The organism is Mesorhizobium sp. M0664 (assembly GCF_040320565.1).
Lineage (GTDB): Bacteria > Pseudomonadota > Alphaproteobacteria > Rhizobiales > Rhizobiaceae > Mesorhizobium.
The window spans coordinates 1-18,397 of sequence record NZ_JAMYPW010000058.1; the positions used below are offsets into that span (position 1 = coordinate 1).

The window sequence follows — 18,397 nt, forward strand, 5'->3', positions numbered from 1 at the left end:
GCTTCTCGACCTGTTCACGCCAGCCGAATGCGCAAACTACTTTAAGGCCGCAGGATATGAACCGGATTAAACAGGACGTGCTCTAATGCGCTTGACTTCAAAGCGCCGAATAGAGAAGCCAATCGGACGCGAAGTCCGGCTGCGGCGAGAATATCTGCGCGAAATAGTGCCGTTCGAACTGGCGCACGCGAGCCCGGTAGAAGTCGAAGAAGCGATATCGGCGGGCCTCTATCCACAGCAGCAGCAGAACAAGCAGCATGGCAAACAGCAGCACACCATGGTGAGCGCTGGCTGTCGAAAGCGAAACGGACAGCATTGCTGCGACAACGGTTATCGCCCAGTTGCTCGTCCGGTCCAGGCGGTCACGCCACCCAGCCATGCGCGCAATCTCGGCGCGATGAAAGTGGGACATCGTGGTTACGAGTTCGCCGGACGACAGTGTCCTTCCGATGGGATCCGGCGCCGGCAACACTTCTGCCATGACAATGCCTCCACCCGCCACGCGAAAACGGCCGGATGGAGATATCGTTCCGACGCTCAATCCGCCGGGCGCAGCCAGACCTTGTTGTCGTGGAAGGCGGCGCCGCCATAGGGCGCCGGCGCATCGGCGCCGGTCAGCACGTTGATGCCCTCGCCGCGCTCATGGGCGCTGTTCGGCCAGATGCCTTCGGCGACGACGACGCCGCGCTTGATGCCGTCGAACAGCTTTGCGTGCAGCACCACCTCGCCACGCTGGTTGCCGACTTCGACACGGCCGCCGTCGGCGACGCCGAGTGCCGCCGCATCATCGGGATGCAAGAGCAGCTCCGGCCGGCGCTCTTTTGCCTGCGATACCGGCGTTTCGGCAAAGGTCGAATTGAGGAAATTGCGCGCCGGCGAGGTGGTCAGCCGGAACGGGTGCGCCTCGTCCGCCACTTCGATCAGGTCGACATGGTCGGGGAATTCCGGCAGGCTCGCCACCGGCCCGAACAGGCCCATGCTTTTCGGTGGCCGGTTGGGCGCGGCCTGGCCCGTCCAGTCGGCGCGAAAATGGAACTTCTTGTCGGCATGGCCGAAGCCGTCGAGGAAATGCGCGGCCGCGAAATCCGGCTGCAAATCGACCCATTTCTGCTCTTTCAGGCTCGAAAAGCTGCCCAGCCCGCGCTTGCCCAGAATGATGTCGATATGCTGCTGCTCGGTCATGCCGAAGCCAGGACGATCGGCGACACCGAGCCTTTTGCCGAGCTCCTCGATGACGAAATGGTTGGTGCGCGGACCTTCCGGCGGGTCGATCAGCTTCGGCCCGAGTGTGATGTGCTGGTTGCCGCCACCCTTGTAGACGTCGTCATGCTCGAGAAACATCGTCGCCGGCAGCACCACATCAGCGAGCTTGGCGGTGTCGGTCATGAACTGCTCGTGCACGCAGGAAAACAGATCGTCGCGCAGAAAACCTTGCTTCACCAGCCGCTGCTCCGGCGCGACATTCACCGGATTGGTGTTCTGGATCAGCAGCGCCGTCACCGGCGGGCCGCCATAGAGCGCATCCTCAGCCCCGGTCAGCACCGGGCCGATGCGCGAATGATCGAGATGGCGGATCGAGGGATCGCGCATCCGCGTGCCTTCCAGCAGTTCCTGGTTGAGCTTGAAGATGCCCGAGTTGGAATGGAAGGCGCCGCCGCCCTCATATTGCCAGCAGCCGGTAACCGCGGCGATCGAGGCCGCGGCATGCATGTTGACCGAACCGTTGCGCTGCCGCGAAAAACCGTAGCCGAGGCGGAAGTAGGTCTTCTTCGTCCTGCCGACGAGACGGGCGAAGGCCTCGATTTCGTCGACAGAAAGCCCGGTGATATCAGCGGCCCATTGCGGCGTCTTTGTGCTGAGATGCGCTTCCAGACCGTGAGGATCGTCGGTGTATTGTTCCAGATAGGCGCGGTCGGCCATGCCGTCACGGAACAGCACGTGCATCACCGCGCAGGCCAGCGCGCCGTCGGTGCCGGGCTTCAGCACCAGGCCGAGATCGGCCTGCTTCATCGTTGCATTTTCGTAGACGTCGATGACGACGATCTTGGCGCCGCGTTCCTTGCGCGCCTTGATGGCGTGGGTCATGACGTTGACCTGCGTGACCACGGCGTTGGTGCCCCAGATCACCACGCAGTCGGACTTCGCCATTTCGCGCGGGTCGGGGCCGCGCAGCGCGCCGGCGCCCATCATCCAGCCGGTCCAGGCCAGATTGGTGCAGATCGAGCCGAAGAAGCCGGAATATTTCTTGGCGTGCCTGAGCCGCTCGATGCCGTCGCGCTGCACCAGCCCCATCGTGCCGGCATAGTAATAGGGCCAGACCGTCTCCGAGCCGTATTTTGCCTCCGCCGCGATGAATTTTTCAGCGACCAGATTAAGCGCCGCCTCCCAGCTCGCTTCCTTCCAGGCACCCTCGCCCTTGGCGCCGGCCCGGATCAACGGCTTCAGCAGGCGGTCGGGATGATGGACGCGATCGGCGTAACGGGCGACCTTGGCGCAGATGACGCCGGCCGTATAGCTGTTGGCCTTGGCGCCATGGACGCGGCCGATGCGCCTGGCGTCGAGCAGCTCGACCTCGAGCGCGCAGGTCGAAGGGCAATCATGCGGACAGGCCGAATGGCCGATTTTGAGCTTGGCGTGCTGATTCATGGGAGCAAACTAGCTGGTTGATATGGCGACGTGTAGGGCCAGATGGGCGGGCCTACATCCCCCTCTGGGCTATTCGTCGGAAAGGCCGATCAAGTCCAAGAATGCATCAAAGTCCGGCGCAATGGGCCAAACGCTTTCGACAAGATCGATATTTGTCATGTCAAACGCAACGAGCGGATAAAGCCCCACTGTGCGTAGATCGAACGCAATCGCCTCGCCGCCCCCGTTGCTGCCGATAACGAAAAAACCCGGAAAGAACTCCTTGAATGTCCCCTGTTGCTCTATTTCGATCACCTCTTCCGCAGCGTGCAAGGCAAGCCATAGCGGCTGGACTGGCAGGGGGCCCTCACCACCGTTGCTGAAAGAGAGAAGGGCAACATAGCCTTCAGGCAGGACCAAAGGCCCCACGTCCCTGAGTTTCTCGATCGCTTCGTCTGACGCTCCATCTTTTTTGCGCCACTCCCGACCTTCAAGCATCTCATTCACCCCCTACGGCGAACCACGTGGGTATCCAGGAACGTACCCGGCCATGACCGCGACAGGCTTGAGCAACGCGTCGTAGGCGCGGCATCTCCCCCGCGAGGGGGGAGATTGCGCTCTCCCTACTCCGCCGTGCCTTCCTCGTACTCCGCCGACATCGACAGCCATTTTTCCTCATGGCCGGCCAGCTGTTGCGCAAGTTGTGAGCGCTCCTTGGCCAGCCTTGTCGCGGTCGAGGGGTCCTTTTCGTAGATGGCCGGGTTGGCGAGTTCGTCCTCGATCAGGTCGATGCGCTTGCGGAGGCGGTCCATCAGCGCTTCGGTGGCGCGGATTTCCTTGGCCAGCGGCTCGAAGGCGGCGCGGCGCGCGGCTGCGTCGCGGCGGCGGTCGGCCTTCGACGCCTTTTCCGCCTCGCGCTTGCCGCGGCGGTCGCCGGAGACGCCGGTAACCAGCGTCTTGTAATCCTCGAGATCGCCGTCATACGGATTAACCGCGCCGTCCTTGACCAGCCACAGCCGGTCGGCGGTCGCTTCGAGCAGATGGCGGTCGTGCGAGATCAGGATGACCGCGCCGGGAAAATCGTTCAGCGCATGGATCAGCGATTCACGGCTGTCGATATCAAGATGGTTGGTCGGCTCGTCGAGGATGAAAAGGTTCGGCCCCTCGAAGGCCGACAGGCCCATCAGGAGCCGCGCCTTTTCGCCGCCGGACAGATCCTTGGCGGCGGTGTTCATCTTTTCGGTGGTCAGGCCGAACTGGGCGACGCGGCCGCGCACCTTGGATTCCGGCGCATCCGGCATCAGCCGGCGGACATGCTCATAGGCGTTTTCGTCGGGCCTGAGGTCGTCGAGCTGGTGCTGGGCGAAGATTGCTACCTTGAGGCCGGGTGCCACCGTCATGCTGCCGGTCTCCGGCTTCAGCCGGCTGGCCAAAAGCTTGGCGAAAGTCGACTTGCCGTTGCCGTTGGCGCCGAGCAGCGCGATGCGATCGTCGGCATCGATGCGCAGCGTCATCTTCTTCAGGATCGGCTCGCCCTCGACATAGCCGACGTTGACGTTGTTCAGCGCAATGATCGGCGAGGCCACCGACTTCACCGGCTCCGGAAAGGAGAACGGCCGCACCGTGTCGTTCACGATCGCGGCGATCGGCTTCATCTTCTCCAACGCCTTGATGCGCGACTGCGCCTGCCTCGCCTTCGACGCCTTGGCGCGGAAGCGCTCGACAAAGGATTCCATGTGCTTGCGCGCGGCTTCCTGCTTGACGCGGCCCTTCTCCTGCAATTCGCGCTGCTCGGTGTATTGGCGCTCGAACTGGTCGTAGCCGCCGCGCCAGAAGGTCAGCTTCTTCTGGTCGAGATGGACGATCGAATTGACGGCGCGGTTGAGCAGGTCGCGATCGTGCGAAATCAGCAGCACGGTGTGCGGATATTTCGACACGTAGTTTTCCAGCCAGAGCGTGCCTTCGAGGTCGAGATAATTGGTCGGCTCGTCGAGCAGCAGCAGATCGGGCTCGGCAAACAACACGGCGGCCAGCGCGACGCGCATGCGCCAGCCACCGGAGAAGGACGAGGCCGGGCGCCGCTGCGCGGCATCGTCGAAGCCGAGGCCGGCGAGAATGGTGGCCGCGCGTGACTCGGCCGAGTGCGCATCGATATCGGCCAGCCGCATGTGGATGTCGGCGATGCGGTGCGGATCGGTCGCCGTCTTTTCCTCTTCGAGCAGTGCACTCCGTTCGAGGTCGGCCTTGAGCACGATCTCGATCAGCGGCTCCTCGGTGCCCGGCGCTTCCTGCGCCACCTGGCCGATGCGCGTGTTCTTGGGCAGGCTGATCGAGCCGGTCTCGGAGGCGAGGTCGCCGGTGATCGCCTTGAACAGGGTCGTCTTGCCGGTGCCGTTGCGGCCGACAAGGCCAGCCTTGCTACCGGCCGGCAAGGTCAGTGAGGCATGGTCGAGAAGCAGGCGTCCGGCCATGCGGAGCGAAAGGTCGTTGATGATCAGCATGGCCGGGCTTTTGCACGGGACAACCATGCTTCGCAAGGGCTTGAGCCCCGGTTCGCCGCATAAGCCGCGAAAACCGACAAAGCTGGTGATGTCGACCCGCGCGCCGCGACTTCCCGCAAAACGCAAAAAGAACCCGCTATCCTGAGGGGGGGACAAGGAGAGCGGGCTCTTTCGTGAACGGCGGCCTTGGGAGCGTCCGATCGACATCCAAACACGCAGCAGCCTGGTTTGTTCCATGGGAAGAACGAACTATGTGATGAACAAACGCTGCTGTGGCCGGCAGGTTTGTCCACAGGGGTGTGCCGTCTGTACGCTATCGACCATGACGCTGCGGAAAGACTCGGCTATCCTTGGATGTGCGGCGGGCCTGATCTCCGCCTGGCCGGCGCCATCAGCTTCCTCCCAAGCGGCGCCGGCCACCTTCCTTGACCGGCGCCGCTTGCCCGATCGACGCCATTTGAGGCGGTCATTGTTTCGGCGGCGTGCCGGGCTGATCGCCGCCGGTCGTCGATTTCGGCACCGGATTCTTGTCGACCTGCGGGTTCTGATCGACCGTGTCGCCAGGGGCCTTGGTCGGCTGGATATTGTTGTCGCAACCCGCAACAGTCAGAGCTGCCATAAGCAGCAGGATTGAGCGCTTTTTCATCGCAGTCTCCTCTCGCCCGACAACGAGGCGTCGGCGATTTGGTTGCGCGTTCCTGCAGTCGCCAAGGGGCCTGGGAACAAAATGCCGCGTCTCCGGTTGCTCCACAATCAATGGAGGATGGCATGATCCGTCTGCTCATCGCCGGGGCAATCGTCTATGTTGCCTATCGCGTCGCCAAGAAAGTGATCGATGAGGTGCCCGACGATTTCGATCCGCTGCTGTTGCCACCGCCACAGGACGATCGCGAGGCGCTACGGCGGCAATCGGCAAGGATGGGCGTCGAGCCCGAGCGTTAGTCGACAAGCCTGCCCGCAAGGCTTCTTCGCTCACGGGGCCTATTCCGGCTCCGCAAACCGTTGCGAACAAAGCAGAAACGATGCTTGATGGGCGATGAACCTCGCCGCCCGTGATTCGTCCTTCCAGCCGGCCTATCTGGCGAAGCTCAACGCCGAGCAGAGGCTTGCCGTCGAACATGGCGACGGCAAGATCGCCGGGCCGTTGCTGGTGATTGCCGGCGCCGGCTCCGGCAAGACCAACACGCTGGCGCACCGGGTCGCGCATCTGATCGTCAGGGGTGCCGACCCGCGCCGCATCCTTTTGATGACATTTTCGCGCCGTGCCGCAGCGGAAATGGCCAAGCGGGTCGAGCGCATCGCCGGCGAGGTGCTGGGGCGCGATGCCTCGGTGATTACCGATGCGCTGAGCTGGGCCGGCACGTTCCACGGCATCGGCGCCAGGCTGCTGCGCGATTATGCGCTGGAGATCGGTCTCGATCCGGCCTTCACCATCCACGATCGCGAGGATTCCGCCGACCTGATGAACCTCGCCCGCCACGAGCTTGGGTTTTCAAAGACCGAAGCCCGCTTCCCGACCAAGGGCACCTGCCTGGCGATCTATTCGCGCGCCGTCAACGCACAGGCGCCGCTCGGCGAGGTGCTGGGTTCGGTGTTCCCGTGGTGCGCCGGCTGGGCCGAACAGCTGAAGCAATTGTTCGCCCGATATGTCGAGGCCAAGCAGGCGCAGAATGTGCTCGATTACGACGACCTGCTGCTCTACTGGGCGCAGATGGCCGGCGAGCCGGAAATCGCCGCGCATCTGGGTGCGCGTTTCGACCATGTGCTGGTCGATGAATACCAGGACACCAACCGGCTGCAGGCCTCGATCCTGACGGCCCTCAAGCCCGACGGATCGGGGCTGACGGTGGTCGGCGACGACGCGCAGTCGATCTATTCGTTCCGCGCCGCGGAAGTGCGCAATATCCTGGATTTTCCCAAGCAGTTCGCGCAGCCGGCGGAAGTCGTCATGCTGGAGCGCAATTACCGCTCGACCGAGACCATCCTGGCGGCCGCCAATGCGGTAATCGGCGAAGCGTCGGAACGTTTCACCAAAAATCTCTGGACCGAGCGCAAATCTGCGGAAAAGCCGAAGCTGGTCAGCGTGCGCGACGAGACCGAGCAGGCGAGCTATGTCTGCCAGGCGATACTCACCGAACGCGAGGCCGGCACTGTTCTCAAATCACAGGCGGTGCTGTTTCGCGCCTCGCACCATAGCGGCCCGCTGGAGATCGAGCTGACGCGCCGCAACATCCCCTTCGTCAAGTTCGGCGGGCTGAAATTTCTCGATGCAGCACACGTCAAGGACTTGCTGGCCGTACTGCGCTTTGCCGAAAACCCGCGCGACCGCGTCGCCGGCTTTCGCGTGCTGCAACTTCTGCCGGGCATCGGCCCTTCGGCCGCCAATGCGATCGTCGAGACCATGGCAAATTCGCTCGACGAGACGATGGGGCTTGCCCGCTATCGGCCGCCGCAGCGTGCCGCCGACGACTGGCCGGGCTTTGTCGCGCTCTATAGCGGCCTGCGCGCCGGCGCGCAAAAATGGCCGGCCGACATCGAACAGGTCAGGCTCTGGTACGAGCCGCATCTGGAACGTATCCACGAGGACGCAACGACGCGCCGGGCCGATCTCCTGCAGCTCGAGCAGATCGCTTCCGGCTATGCGTCGCGCGAGCGCTTCCTTACCGAGCTGACACTCGATCCGCCGGACGCGACCAGCGACGAGGCCGGCCCGCCACACCGCGACGAGGATTATCTGATCCTGTCGACGATCCATTCGGCCAAGGGCCAGGAGTGGAAGAACGTCTTCGTGCTCAACACCGTCGACGGCTGCATCCCGATCGATCTCGGCGTCGGCAGCAAGGAGGACGTCGACGAGGAGCGGCGGCTGCTCTACGTGGCGATGACGCGGGCCAAGGACAGCCTGCACCTGGTCATGCCGCATCGCTTTTTCGTCCATGGCCAGGCGGCGCGCGGCGACCGCCATGTCTATGCCTCGCGCACGCGCTTCATCCCGCGCTCTATCCTCGGCGCCTTCGAGCAGGTGGCATGGGCCAGCGTCCAGGCCAGAGACGATCCGCGCCGACAGCCGCAGGTGCGTGTCGACCTCGGCGCCCGCATGCGCGGCATGTGGAAATAGGCACCTGCCTCGACGTCGGCGCTGCTCGCCCGGCGACCGCTCCCGGAGCCGGCGAAAAAACAATCCCGGCAACATGGAACCTCGCGCCGTGATCCGCGTTTCTGCCCGACCCCCAGACCGGAGAACGGCGTCCGCCGTGACCTCCGCCCATTCGAGAGGCCAGAATGCACGACAGGACGTTTTCCACCCCGGTCGCCCTAACCGTTGGCGCCGGCTACAAGCGTACGATCGCTTCGTTCTCCGAGATGCACGAATTCCTGACCGAGTTCCCGCCTTCGCGCCGCCGGCTGAGCTATGGCGCCGCGGTGAAGGCCTGCGAGGCGGCACGTGCCGGCGATATCTCGGCCGAAGCGGCACGCGACGCCCTGATCACCTTTGCCGTAACGGCAGGCATCCTCTGGTCGGCCGCCCAGCCGGCGGTCTCGGTCAAGCCGGTCGCCCGGGGCCTCGGCGGCTACGCCGCCTGACAGAAACGACCATCAATGGACCGTCATCGGGCCGCCGCCCGGCGGGTCGCCCGCTGCCGCGGTTTCGAAACTGACCTGATCGCGGCCGTTCGATTTGGCCTTGTAAAGGTGCTTGTCCGCCACCACGAACATCTCGGCGTAGGTGGTCGGCCCGCTGAAGGCGACGCCGCCGATGCTGACCGAGAGAGGACAGGGCCGGCCGCCAGGCGAGAACTCCGCCTCACGGACGCGCCGGCGAATTGTCTCCGCCACCAGCCAGGACTGCGAAGGATCTGCGCCGGGAAGGAAAACCGCAAATTCCTCGCCGCCGATCCGGCCGACGATGTCGGCGCCGCGCAGCTGGCCCTGGATTGTCCTGGCGATCAGCTTGAGCGCCTGGTCTCCGCAGTCGTGGCCGAGGCGGTCGTTGACGGATTTGAAATGGTCGGCATCGACGATCAGCAAGGCTCCGGCATTTACGACGGAATGGCTGCGGGCCTGTTCGAGATAGGCCTCGACGAGCATGGAAAATGCACCCCGGTTGAATACCGCCGTCAGGCTGTCGGTCGCCGCGACGACGGCCAGTACCTTCTGCGCGATCGCCAGCTGGCGCATTTTCCACATGAGGAAGAAGAAGAACGAGCTGGCCAGGACAAGCGGCAGCAGCAGGTCTGTGAGCTGCGCCCGCCACAGCGCTTCCGGCGACAAATACGGGAAATTGAAGGAATCGACGAGGAATGCGGCTGCAATGCAGACTGCCGTGCCCGCGACGGTAACCGCCACGACCCTGCCCCAGCTCGTCGGGGACAAATCGATCTGCATGCTTTTGCTCCTGCTTCAGCCGGCTACCTTGAAGCAACAGCGCAAACGAAGTCCTAAGACTTTGCTTCAATTCGATCGCAGTCGAAGCGAAACCAGCCGTCGAGATGGCGGCCAGATAAGGAGATCGGTCCTAAATCAGCTGCCGTCTGATGCTCATCCGGGTGACCGCGGTCACAAGAATGGCGCCGATCATGAAATAGATGGTCGCGACAATGTCGCCCTGGTGGAAATAATAACCGGAGTTGAGAAGCGCCAGGACCACGGCGAAGAACGCCACGAGGCGCAAGGGTTCATTGGGCATGCGTGCCAATTCTCGCTGTTGCTGCTGAATGCTGCTGAAGCGGCCGCCCTCACGACCGTCCGCTCCATAAAATGTTTCGGCGCGTTTTGCAATCTCGGCAGATTGTCCTCTATCCACCGTCCGCGTCACCAGCCGCCCCAGATTCAGGCGAAAGCCCTGCCCTCCTCGCTGCGCTGGAACATCGTCAGGTCCAGTCCGAGGCTTGGCTTGCCCAGAATGGTCAGGATCGCATGCGCCTGGCCGCGGTGGTGGGTCTGGTGGTTGAAGAAGTGGTCGAGCGCCGGCGCCAGCCGCTGCGAGACGGTGCGCATATCCGAGACGGTCATGTAGGAGAAGCGGCCCGACAGCGCCTTGTCGCTCAGGCCGTCGACCCAGTCGATGATCCGTTTGTCCTCGGCCTCGCGCGCCAGCCGCAAGCCTGGCAAGGCGCGGTGCAGGACCGTGTCGAGCCTTGCCGGCGCGTCGCCCTCGCCGGTGAAGCGTTTCATCCAGATACGGTCGGCTGCCAGGAGGTGGTTGAGCGTTCCCATCATAGAACCGAAGAAGACGCCGACATTGCGGTCGAACTCTTCCTCGTCGAGATCGGCGGCGGCATCGTAGATGCGGCCGTTGGCCCATTGATTGTAGGCCGCAAACATCCTGAAATGCTGTTTCATTTTCTCTCGACCTGCGAGACCCCCTGCGCGGGTCTGTTTCGGGCATAGTTAGACTGCAAGGACGCTGCCGCCAATGACCATTCTGCTCTATGACCTTGTCGGACGCGATGCCGCCCGCCCATTCAGCCCACATTGCTGGAAGGCGGCGATGGCGCTGGCCCACAAAGGGCTCGACATCACCAGCGTGCCGACCCGTTTCCTTGAAGTGCCGAAGGTGGAAGGCGGCGTCTCGAAGCTCGTTCCGGTGATCCGCGACGGCGAGACGGTGGTCGCCGATTCCTTCGCCATCGCGCTCTATCTCGAGGAGACCTATCCCGAGCGGCCGACGTTGTTTTCCGGCGACGGCGGCAAGGCGACGGCGCGCTTCATCGAACGCTGGTCGCAGCTGACCATCCATCCCTACGTCACCACCGCTGCGATACTGGACCTGCACGCTATGCAGGACGAGGCGAACGCCGCCTATTTCCGGCAGAACCGCGAGCAGCGCTTCGGCAAGCCCCTGGAGGCGGTTTACGCCACCCGCGACGCCGGGCTCGCCGGCTTCCGCGCCTCGCTGGAGCCGCTGCGCTCGATGCTTGGCTATCAGCCCTTCATCGGCGGCCGGTCGCCGCTATTTGCCGACTACATCGTTTTCGGCGCGCTGCAATGGGCGCGCATCGCCACGCCCTACCGGCTGCTCGACGACAGCGACGTCGTGGCGCAATGGTTCGAACGATGCCTCGATCTGCATGGCGGCCTCGGCCGCAACGTCGCGGCGGCAGCGATCGCCCCGCTCGAGAGTTGAAATCGGCAGTTTTTATCGGAGGCGCCACATTTTGTTCTTGCTTTGTGCCGGCAGCTATGCTACTAATCTCGATATGGTGATGATTCGCACCGACGCCCGCCCGGCCTGCCGAGGCGGGTTTTGTTTTGCCGATCGAGGTCCAACGGCGTTGCCGGCAGGGATGTCGTCCGGCCTTAGCTGCAAGTTGCCAGCCGGCGAAATGCGACAATGCGGGTAGACGAAGTGTCGCTCGAAGCGCCTCATCAGTGCCTGGATCGAAGCAAACAAGACGAACATCCGGCGAACCGGGCAATCACAACAAAGGCAGCGCGCCATGACGGCAAACCCAGAGTTCCCGGCCGATTTTCGCGCTGCGCTCGCCAACCTTTTCCTGTGGCGGCGCGACGTCAGGCGGTTCAAGCCGACGCCGCTCCCCGATGGAGCGCTGGAGCGGCTGCTCGAGCTTGCCAGCGCCGCGCCGTCCGTCGGGCTGAGCCAGCCCTGGCGCTTCGTCGTCGCCGAGAGCGAAGCATGCCGCGCCGCCGTCAGGGCCTGCTTCGAGCGCTGCAACGCGGAGGCACTCCAAACCTTTTGCGGTGAACGCGCCGCCCTGTATTCGCGCCTGAAGCTTGCCGGCCTGAATGAGGCGCCCTGCCAGCTTGCGGTTTTCGCCGACCGCGCAACCGAGCAAGGGCATGGGCTCGGCCGCCAGACCATGCCGGCCACCATAGACTATTCGGCTGTCATGGCGGTCCACACGATGTGGCTGGCGGCGCGGGCCGAAGGAATAGGCATGGGCTGGGTCTCGATCCTCGATCCGGCGGAGATGGCGACGATCCTGGATGTGCCGCCGGAGTGGACGCTGATCGGTTACTTCTGCATCGGCTATCCCTCGGAGGAACACAGCGTGCCGGAACTGGAACGGGAAGGCTGGGAAACCCGGCGGCCGTCTATCGTGACAAGGCGGTAGTGGAATGGCGGCGCTGCGCGGGGAAGAATGACTCCTCCCTGCAGGGCTGTGGATGTCATGGATGGTTTCGCCGATCGTCAGCATTGCCAGCAAGACACACCATGGCAAAGCCAGTCGTGACGGGCTTGACCTGAGGGAAGGGCATAGAATGTTTCGCTACGACATGCAGGCCGAGATCTGGGTCTATCCGGGCAAGGGCGGCTGGCATTTCGTGACGCTGCCGCCGGAGCTTGGAGCCCGGATCAAGACGGCGATGGTGGGGATGGCAAGGCCCTGGGGCTCGCTTGGCGTGGAAGCCGTCATCGGCCAGACCAGATGGCGGACATCGCTGTTTCCCGACCAGAAATCCGGCAGCCTGCTCTTGCCGATCAAGACCGCGGTGCGGGTCCGCGAAGGCCTCGGGGCTGGCGACACGGCCAACCTGACGATCGAGATGCAGTTATGACGACGTTGGGTCAGGCTGACGACGACGCGCTATAGCCCAGTCGGTCGGATCCAAAGTGGGTACCGGTTGTCGGAAAATCCGATGCTCAACAAAAAGATGAGCGGCGGCATGGTTCGACTTGAAAGTCCGCTGCCCAGCGCAGAAATGCGCGCTGCACCGGCCTCCCCTTGGCAAGCCGGCGGGCGGCTTGTATAGAGCCCGCCACCCTCAATTCCACTCTCCATCACAAGGACGATCCCATGGCGCTCGAACGCACTTTTTCCATGATCAAGCCGGACGCGACCCGTCGCAACCTCACCGGCGCTATCACCAAGATACTGGAAGATGCCGGCCTGCGCGTCGTCGCTTCGCGCCGGGTGTGGATGAGCCGCCGCGAGGCGGAAGGTTTCTATGCCGTCCACAAGGAGCGTCCGTTCTTCGGCGAGCTGGTCGAATCCATGTCGTCGGGCCCGACAGTCGTGCAAGTACTGGAAGGCGAGAACGCCATTGCCAAGAACCGCGAAGTGATGGGCGCCACCAATCCGGCAAGCGCCGCCGAAGGCACCATCCGCAAGCTGCACGCGCTGTCGATCGGCGAGAATTCCGTACATGGTTCCGATGCGCCGGAAACCGCCGCGCAGGAGATCAAATACTGGTTCTCGGACACCGAGATCGTCGGCTGAGCCGGCATCCCGAACCCCATCAAAGAGGCCGGCGCAACGCCGCCTTTTTTGCTAAAGCGCGTCGCGTTCGACCGGCCTCTTGCGATGCAATTTAGGTTTCTTTTCCTAATTATATACTTGACGTACCAAGCGGATTTTGCGATAACGAATTAGGGAGTTACCGCAATGTTCGACCTGACCAACGAAATTTACCACGACGCTGACAAGGCTCGCGAGCATTTGGAGGCCATTCATTGGCCGCATGGCCCGTTCTGCCCTCATTGCGGCAATGCCAATCCTGAGCGCATTACCAAGCTTATGGGCAAGTCCACACGTCCCGGCGTCTATAAGTGCAACGAATGCCGCTTGCCGTTCTCGGTCACGGTCGGCACTGTATTCGAGCGTTCCAAGATCGGCTTGCACAAGTGGGTGCTGGCCTCGCATCTCTACGCTTCGTCCAAAAAAGGCATGAGCGCGCACCAGCTTCACCGCATGCTTGGCGTCACCTACAAAACCGCTTGGTTCATGGCGCACCGCATCCGCGAAGCCATGAAAGAGGATGTTGCTTCTGCTGGTCCTATCGGGGGCAACGGCAAGACTGTTGAGGCGGACGAACCCTACATCGGAAAGCGCGAGACGCCTCGCGTATCAGCCCAACGTAAGGGTCGTCCCTTCACCAAGAAGGGCAAGGGCGGTGGTCGCGAAAAGCGCATCGTCGTCGGCTGGTCGAGCGCGGCGGCAAGGCTCGCATGTTCCATTTGAACGACGCCACCAAGGCGACCGTCAGTGACGTGCTGGTGCGCAACGTATCGCGCGATACCATCCTCTACACCGATGCGTCGAACCTCTACACGGAGACTGGCGGCGAGTTCGCTACCCACAAGACCACGAAGCATTCAGACGGCGAATATGTCCGCTACGAGGACGGGATCGCATCCATTCGAACACCATTGAGAACGTGTTCTCAGTCTTCAAGCGCGGCATGATCGGCGTCTATCAGCATTGCGGCGAAGCCCATTTGCACCGCTACCTTGCCGAGTTCGATTTCCGCTACAATCGTCGCACGGCGCTGAAAGTCTCAGATGCAGAACGCGCCGAAGACTTGCTTCGCATGGCCCGCGACAAGCGTTTGACCTGTCGGCGGATTGGTGAAGCCGATCACGCCTAAGCAGAAGGCGAGGAAGCTAATGCATCTGCGTAAGAAGCTTAAGCCCTGAGGCCATCCAGCCGAATTTGCATTGATGCTTGTGAAACTTGGAAGACGCGCGCCAGTGCGCCCGCGTCCCCTCCCAGCAAGTCTCGTTGCTTTTTCACCAAGCGGATTGGCATCAAAATATCTGCCGCCATCTTGTTCGCTTGCACCTCATAAACATCGCTCAACGAACTGCGGTACATCGTGTCATCTATGATGCCGCTCTCGATCAAATCACGATGAAGCGCGAAATGTGCGATTTCATGCGCCAATGTGAACCTCTGTCGGTTCGGATGCTGAGTGGAATTGATAAAGATTGAGTATCCGGAATGGCTTCGACCATCACGAATTATCTGGCCGGCGACATCGGATCCAAGATTGACATAGGAAATGCGCAAGCCTAGGTCGGCGCAAATCCTATCCAGAGGCACTGGCGGCTTGTTTTGGTACCTCGCTATTACCTCAAAGGGTTCCATTGCGCCCTTGAATCATGCTTGGTCCTCATTGTCGAGCGCCTGAACAATCTCTGCGGCCTGTTCGTCTGTGGTTGTAGAGGCCGGGACTTCCCGCGCGACTCGCGCGGCTACAGACGATGCCACTTCCGTCGCTACTCTTCGAGCCGCATCTTCAGCGACCGTACGGGCCTCCGTCCGGGAGGCATGTATGGCAGCTTCCTTAATCTGTCCGTACCCAAAGATTGCGAGAATGCCCGCCATAACACCGACGCCAGTTACTACCAGGCTAGCCGCCGTCAATAGCACCGATGACAATTCGAGGCCGCCATCGAAAACGATAAAGCCCTTGTCATGAAGTATCTCAATGACAAGGGCAAAAATAACAATGACCAGAAAAATACTCAGCGCCTGCAATCTCATAATTTTATAGCATTGCTTACGAAGCTGGTTTTTGCAACCTCTTGCGTCTGGTTGCGACTTTTGGCTTTTGGTCTTTTGATGGGGCCGACTCGCCGTGCGGCTTCGGCGGTGTTTTCAACAGGCGGCGCAATACCTCGTCGCCCTTTTCCTGGTCTTTGTCTTTTGAGGTTTCCGGCATGAGTGACAATAAACCTTATTTGCCCGCGCGTGATCTGAAAGTGGAACGCGCTGTTGGTCGCTTCATCTTCGCATGGGGAGCGCTGGAGCGCGAGATAGACGAAGCGATCCACGACCTATTATTTACCAATCTGAGAACGGGCATGATTGTCACAGCCAATCTCGCTATGCGCGCCAAATTGGATTTAGTGCACGCTCTTTTTGAAACGCTGCGATCTGACGATGATTCAGTCTGGCGTCCCATTTCGGGTGACTGGGAAGATCGCTTTGACAAACTCGTGAATATGACAGCCAAGGCCAACGCTGAATCTCGCATCTCGATTGTTCACAGCCAGCCCATGGCAATTAAGCTGGATAAAGGAGACCAGCCAATTTGGCTGCGCATGGCAGCAAGGAAAGGCGGCTTGCGCGGCTCAGGCGTAAGCTACACCAAGTCCTATTTGGACAGGCAAACACAAACAGTTGTCGATCTCATTCATGAGTGGGCAACAGCACGCGTCCACTGGAAATCTGCGGTTCAGGCAATCCGCAGTGCTGATGCAGATGAGTGGCTAGGTCGCACACCAGACGATCAAGATCACCTGACCCTCCAGCTTCAATCCAGTCACGGTTCTCCGAAAGCCACTCCGAAACCAAAGCAGCAGAAGAAGCCAAAACGTCGGGCGTAAGGCACCCCACAAACTCATGATCTCTTTCCGGCCTGTCACGCTCGCGAATCATAGGAAAATTTCCCTTAGTACGTCAAGTATATAATGGGGTTTCTTGTCTTGATGCATGTCGTTATCGCAAAACCGCTGCACAGTTTTGCGCGACATGCAGTAGCGGACATTTTCAGCTTCAGGCTCCTCGACGGGTCACGGGTGCGTTAAGCTCGGAGGGGCGGATCAAACGCGGTCCCGACAATGGAGCCGACCAGGCCATGACCAGCACCATTCCCGGTTTCTTCCAAGGCACCGAAATGCCAACCGGCGGCTGGTGGGAAGCGCTGTGGCCCGAGCCCGCCAGCGTCCTGGCGGCGGTCGGCATGAAGCCCGGCACGGACGTGGTCGATCTCTGCTGCGGCGACGGCTGGTTCACGCTGCCAATCGCCAGGGTCGCCCGTCATGTGATCGCTATCGACATCGATGCCGATCTGCTCGAAGTCGCCAGGCGGCGGCTGGCCGAAGGAGGCGCTGGCAATTGCGAGTTTTTGGCGGGCGACGCCTATGACCTTGCCAGGCTGGTGCCTCAAACCGTCGACTTCGTCTTTATCGCCAACGCTTTCCACGGCGTTCCGGATCGGCCGCGGCTTGCCCGCGCCGTGCGCGCGACGCTTGGCCCTGCGGGTCGTTTTGCCATCGTCAACTGGCACCAGTATCCGCGCGAGCAAACCACGGTCCTGGGCGAGCCGCGCGGGCCAAAGACCGAGCTGAGGCTGTCACCCGAACAGACCACCGCGTCGGTGGAAGCGAGCGGGTTCAAGCTCGCCGAGCTGGTTGATGTGCCGCCCTATCACTATGGCGCGGTATTCAAACTCGCGACGAATTGAGAAATATCGCATGAGATGCGGCATCGTCGCCCGATACATGTCGCCCGCCGCCCCCTAGCGGCGGGTTCTGCCGGTCTATTTCGCCTGGCGTTCCTTCACGTTCGCATGTTCATTCGCCGCTGGCGTGTCGGTAGACGGGGTCTTGGTCTCTTCACCTGAAAACGGGCTGCCCTGCCCCGGTGCGAGATCGCCGCTATGGCCGGCCTTGTTGGTCTGGAACGGTTGGCTGTCCGCTTTGAGACCGTGGTCAAGAGCATTGACGAGATGGTCGTCCGCCTTGGCAAGGCCGGTAAAGGCAAGGAGCGATGCACCGGTGGCAGCAAGGATAAGCGTGTGCGTTTTCATGTCTGGACTCCTTTGAGTTAAGGCCAGAACGAGCCGCAGCCATTCTGGCGGCTTCAACGAAGGGACAACGTCCCTTTTGCCTTACCCGCCATTTTTATGTGGAACTAACGCGCCCTCTGCCCGGCCTATTCCCGCTGAAACACAATGTGATCGGCATGCAGCTGCCGCAGAGAGTAATCGGCTTGGGTGATGCGCTAGCTCGCGGCGTTGAAGCGCAGAATGTCGCGGCCGCCGCTGTCAATGATGACAAGCTTGCCGGTGTCGACGTGGTAGGATGCCGCCTTGGCCAGCGCCTCGAACAGCGCCTTTTCCTCGGCCATGACCTGAGGCGCGCAGGCCTTGAAGGTCGAGCCGATGTCGCTGATGGCGATCGTCGAGCCATCTACCCTGGCGGTGGCGAAATAGACGTTGCAAGGGCCGCTGCCGCCGGCCTTGCCGGCTTCGCTGATGCGGAATGTCGCCCGCGGCTCGGCAATCACGCCGACACCGTCGATATATTCGACCAGCCAGCTTTGGCCGAACACCGAAGCTGCCGCCGGCGCATCGCTCGGCGCCGCCATTTTCAGCATGATGGTCTGTGGCGCGGGTCGACCTGATAGCGCGTATCGGTGGCGAATAGCAGCCGGTCATCGACAGTGATGCGCGCCTGCAGCGCGTAGGTCATATCAGGCCGGATCACCTGCGGATCGAAGCTGATCTCGAACTTGATCGGCACCTGGCCGGCCGGCACCACCTTGCGCTCACCGATGATTGCGGCCGGCGCGTCGGCCAGCGACACGTCGGCAAGCTGCACGGAAAGCACGGCATTGGGCGGCAGCGCGATGCGCTCGCGATACATCACCTCGCCCTTGAGGGACCTTTCGGCAGCCACGGAACGATCCGGGACGGCCAGGATGCCGACGGCCAGCGGCACCAGTCCGAAGATGAAGAACTCGGCGATCCTGTCCAGCATGATCCTGCTCCCCTTCCGGCCAAAGATCTCGCAGGATTGC

General features: G+C 62.0%; 21 protein-coding genes and 2 pseudogenes. 10 read left to right on the forward strand and 13 right to left on the reverse strand.

The genetic code is table 11. The annotated features are described in order from the left end of the window. Positions 1–115: 115 nt before the first annotated feature. The 5 genes and pseudogenes from NKI39_RS30580 to NKI39_RS30600 form a co-directional block, all read right to left on the reverse strand. Positions 116–481 (reverse strand): annotated as a pseudogene (locus tag NKI39_RS30580) (DUF2270 domain-containing protein); the annotation flags it as partial. Between the two features lie 56 nt (positions 482–537). Further along, positions 538–2,646: a molybdopterin-containing oxidoreductase family protein gene (locus NKI39_RS30585; RefSeq protein WP_352836498.1), complete on the reverse strand. Its 2,109-nt coding sequence runs from the start codon at positions 2,644–2,646 to the stop codon at positions 538–540. Positions 2,647–2,715: 69 nt separating this feature from the next. Further along, on the reverse strand, positions 2,716–3,123 hold the full coding sequence (locus tag NKI39_RS30590; RefSeq protein ID WP_352817550.1) for an SMI1/KNR4 family protein: 408 nt from the start codon (positions 3,121–3,123) through the stop codon (positions 2,716–2,718). 125 nt (positions 3,124–3,248) lie between these two features. Further along, positions 3,249–5,126, reverse strand: a complete 1,878-nt coding sequence (locus tag NKI39_RS30595; protein ID WP_352836501.1) for an ABC-F family ATP-binding cassette domain-containing protein — start codon at positions 5,124–5,126, stop codon at positions 3,249–3,251. A gap of 466 nt (positions 5,127–5,592) precedes the next feature. Then, the gene (locus NKI39_RS30600) at positions 5,593–5,772 is read right to left on the reverse strand and encodes a hypothetical protein (RefSeq protein ID WP_023677659.1); all 180 of its coding nucleotides are present in this window, start codon (positions 5,770–5,772) and stop codon (positions 5,593–5,595) included. A 122-nt stretch (positions 5,773–5,894) separates the two neighbouring features. On the opposite strand from NKI39_RS30600, the gene NKI39_RS30605 reads away from it, so the two are divergent. From NKI39_RS30605 to NKI39_RS30615, 3 genes are all read left to right on the forward strand, one after another. Beyond that, positions 5,895–6,068 carry a hypothetical protein gene (locus NKI39_RS30605; RefSeq protein WP_023677660.1) on the forward strand — a complete coding sequence of 58 codons (174 nt, stop codon included), beginning with the start codon at positions 5,895–5,897 and terminating at the stop codon, positions 6,066–6,068. A gap of 94 nt (positions 6,069–6,162) precedes the next feature. After that, the gene (locus tag NKI39_RS30610) at positions 6,163–8,244 is read left to right on the forward strand and encodes an ATP-dependent helicase (protein WP_352541647.1); all 2,082 of its coding nucleotides are present in this window, start codon (positions 6,163–6,165) and stop codon (positions 8,242–8,244) included. A 164-nt stretch (positions 8,245–8,408) separates the two neighbouring features. Then, positions 8,409–8,711: a DUF982 domain-containing protein gene (locus tag NKI39_RS30615; protein ID WP_352836503.1), complete on the forward strand. Its 303-nt coding sequence runs from the start codon at positions 8,409–8,411 to the stop codon at positions 8,709–8,711. A 12-nt stretch (positions 8,712–8,723) separates the two neighbouring features. Here the strand turns inward: NKI39_RS30615 and NKI39_RS30620 are convergent, their stop codons facing one another. The 3 genes from NKI39_RS30620 to NKI39_RS30630 form a co-directional block, all read right to left on the reverse strand. Then, positions 8,724–9,512, reverse strand: a complete 789-nt coding sequence (locus NKI39_RS30620) for a GGDEF domain-containing protein (protein ID WP_352472609.1) — start codon at positions 9,510–9,512, stop codon at positions 8,724–8,726. 130 nt (positions 9,513–9,642) lie between these two features. Beyond that, complete coding sequence (locus tag NKI39_RS30625; RefSeq protein ID WP_352617699.1) at positions 9,643–9,942, reverse strand: hypothetical protein; 300 nt, start codon at positions 9,940–9,942, stop codon at positions 9,643–9,645. Between the two features lie 14 nt (positions 9,943–9,956). After that, positions 9,957–10,469, reverse strand: a complete 513-nt coding sequence (locus tag NKI39_RS30630; protein ID WP_352472607.1) for a DinB family protein — start codon at positions 10,467–10,469, stop codon at positions 9,957–9,959. Between the two features lie 73 nt (positions 10,470–10,542). Between NKI39_RS30630 and NKI39_RS30635 the strand changes: the two genes are divergently transcribed. From NKI39_RS30635 to NKI39_RS30655, 5 genes and pseudogenes are all read left to right on the forward strand, one after another. Then, positions 10,543–11,253, forward strand: coding sequence for a glutathione S-transferase family protein (locus NKI39_RS30635; RefSeq protein WP_352472606.1), 711 nt, complete (start codon positions 10,543–10,545; stop codon positions 11,251–11,253). A 313-nt stretch (positions 11,254–11,566) separates the two neighbouring features. After that, positions 11,567–12,202 (forward strand): 5,6-dimethylbenzimidazole synthase, encoded by a 636-nt coding sequence (bluB, locus tag NKI39_RS30640; RefSeq protein ID WP_352617690.1) that lies wholly within the window; start codon positions 11,567–11,569, stop codon positions 12,200–12,202. Between the two features lie 148 nt (positions 12,203–12,350). Beyond that, positions 12,351–12,647, forward strand: coding sequence for a DUF1905 domain-containing protein (locus tag NKI39_RS30645; RefSeq protein WP_352617688.1), 297 nt, complete (start codon positions 12,351–12,353; stop codon positions 12,645–12,647). Between the two features lie 239 nt (positions 12,648–12,886). Continuing rightward, complete coding sequence (gene ndk, locus NKI39_RS30650; RefSeq protein ID WP_023677669.1) at positions 12,887–13,309, forward strand: nucleoside-diphosphate kinase; 423 nt, start codon at positions 12,887–12,889, stop codon at positions 13,307–13,309. Positions 13,310–13,474: 165 nt separating this feature from the next. Next, positions 13,475–14,456: pseudogene (locus tag NKI39_RS30655) on the forward strand (IS1595 family transposase). A gap of 38 nt (positions 14,457–14,494) precedes the next feature. Here NKI39_RS30655 and NKI39_RS30660 read toward each other — a convergent pair. Next, positions 14,495–14,956, reverse strand: a complete 462-nt coding sequence (locus tag NKI39_RS30660; RefSeq protein WP_352836506.1) for an ImmA/IrrE family metallo-endopeptidase — start codon at positions 14,954–14,956, stop codon at positions 14,495–14,497. A gap of 12 nt (positions 14,957–14,968) precedes the next feature. Further along, a complete protein-coding gene (locus tag NKI39_RS30665; RefSeq protein WP_352836508.1) occupies positions 14,969–15,349 on the reverse strand; it encodes a hypothetical protein in 381 nt (126 codons plus the stop codon). A gap of 182 nt (positions 15,350–15,531) precedes the next feature. Between NKI39_RS30665 and NKI39_RS30670 the strand changes: the two genes are divergently transcribed. Together NKI39_RS30670 and NKI39_RS30675 are read left to right on the forward strand one after the other, a co-directional pair. Next, positions 15,532–16,200 carry a hypothetical protein gene (locus NKI39_RS30670; RefSeq protein WP_352836510.1) on the forward strand — a complete coding sequence of 223 codons (669 nt, stop codon included), beginning with the start codon at positions 15,532–15,534 and terminating at the stop codon, positions 16,198–16,200. 251 nt (positions 16,201–16,451) lie between these two features. Then, positions 16,452–17,060 carry a class I SAM-dependent methyltransferase gene (locus NKI39_RS30675; protein ID WP_352457647.1) on the forward strand — a complete coding sequence of 203 codons (609 nt, stop codon included), beginning with the start codon at positions 16,452–16,454 and terminating at the stop codon, positions 17,058–17,060. A gap of 75 nt (positions 17,061–17,135) precedes the next feature. Here the strand turns inward: NKI39_RS30675 and NKI39_RS30680 are convergent, their stop codons facing one another. The 3 genes from NKI39_RS30680 to NKI39_RS30690 form a co-directional block, all read right to left on the reverse strand. Further along, positions 17,136–17,405 (reverse strand): hypothetical protein, encoded by a 270-nt coding sequence (locus NKI39_RS30680; protein ID WP_352667151.1) that lies wholly within the window; start codon positions 17,403–17,405, stop codon positions 17,136–17,138. 194 nt (positions 17,406–17,599) lie between these two features. Next, positions 17,600–17,974 carry an META domain-containing protein gene (locus NKI39_RS30685; protein WP_352836513.1) on the reverse strand — a complete coding sequence of 125 codons (375 nt, stop codon included), beginning with the start codon at positions 17,972–17,974 and terminating at the stop codon, positions 17,600–17,602. Continuing rightward, positions 17,968–18,357: a YbaY family lipoprotein gene (locus NKI39_RS30690; protein WP_352836516.1), complete on the reverse strand. Its 390-nt coding sequence runs from the start codon at positions 18,355–18,357 to the stop codon at positions 17,968–17,970. The genes NKI39_RS30685 and NKI39_RS30690 overlap by 7 nt, the downstream gene beginning before the upstream one ends. Between the last annotated feature and the right edge of the window lie 40 nt (positions 18,358–18,397).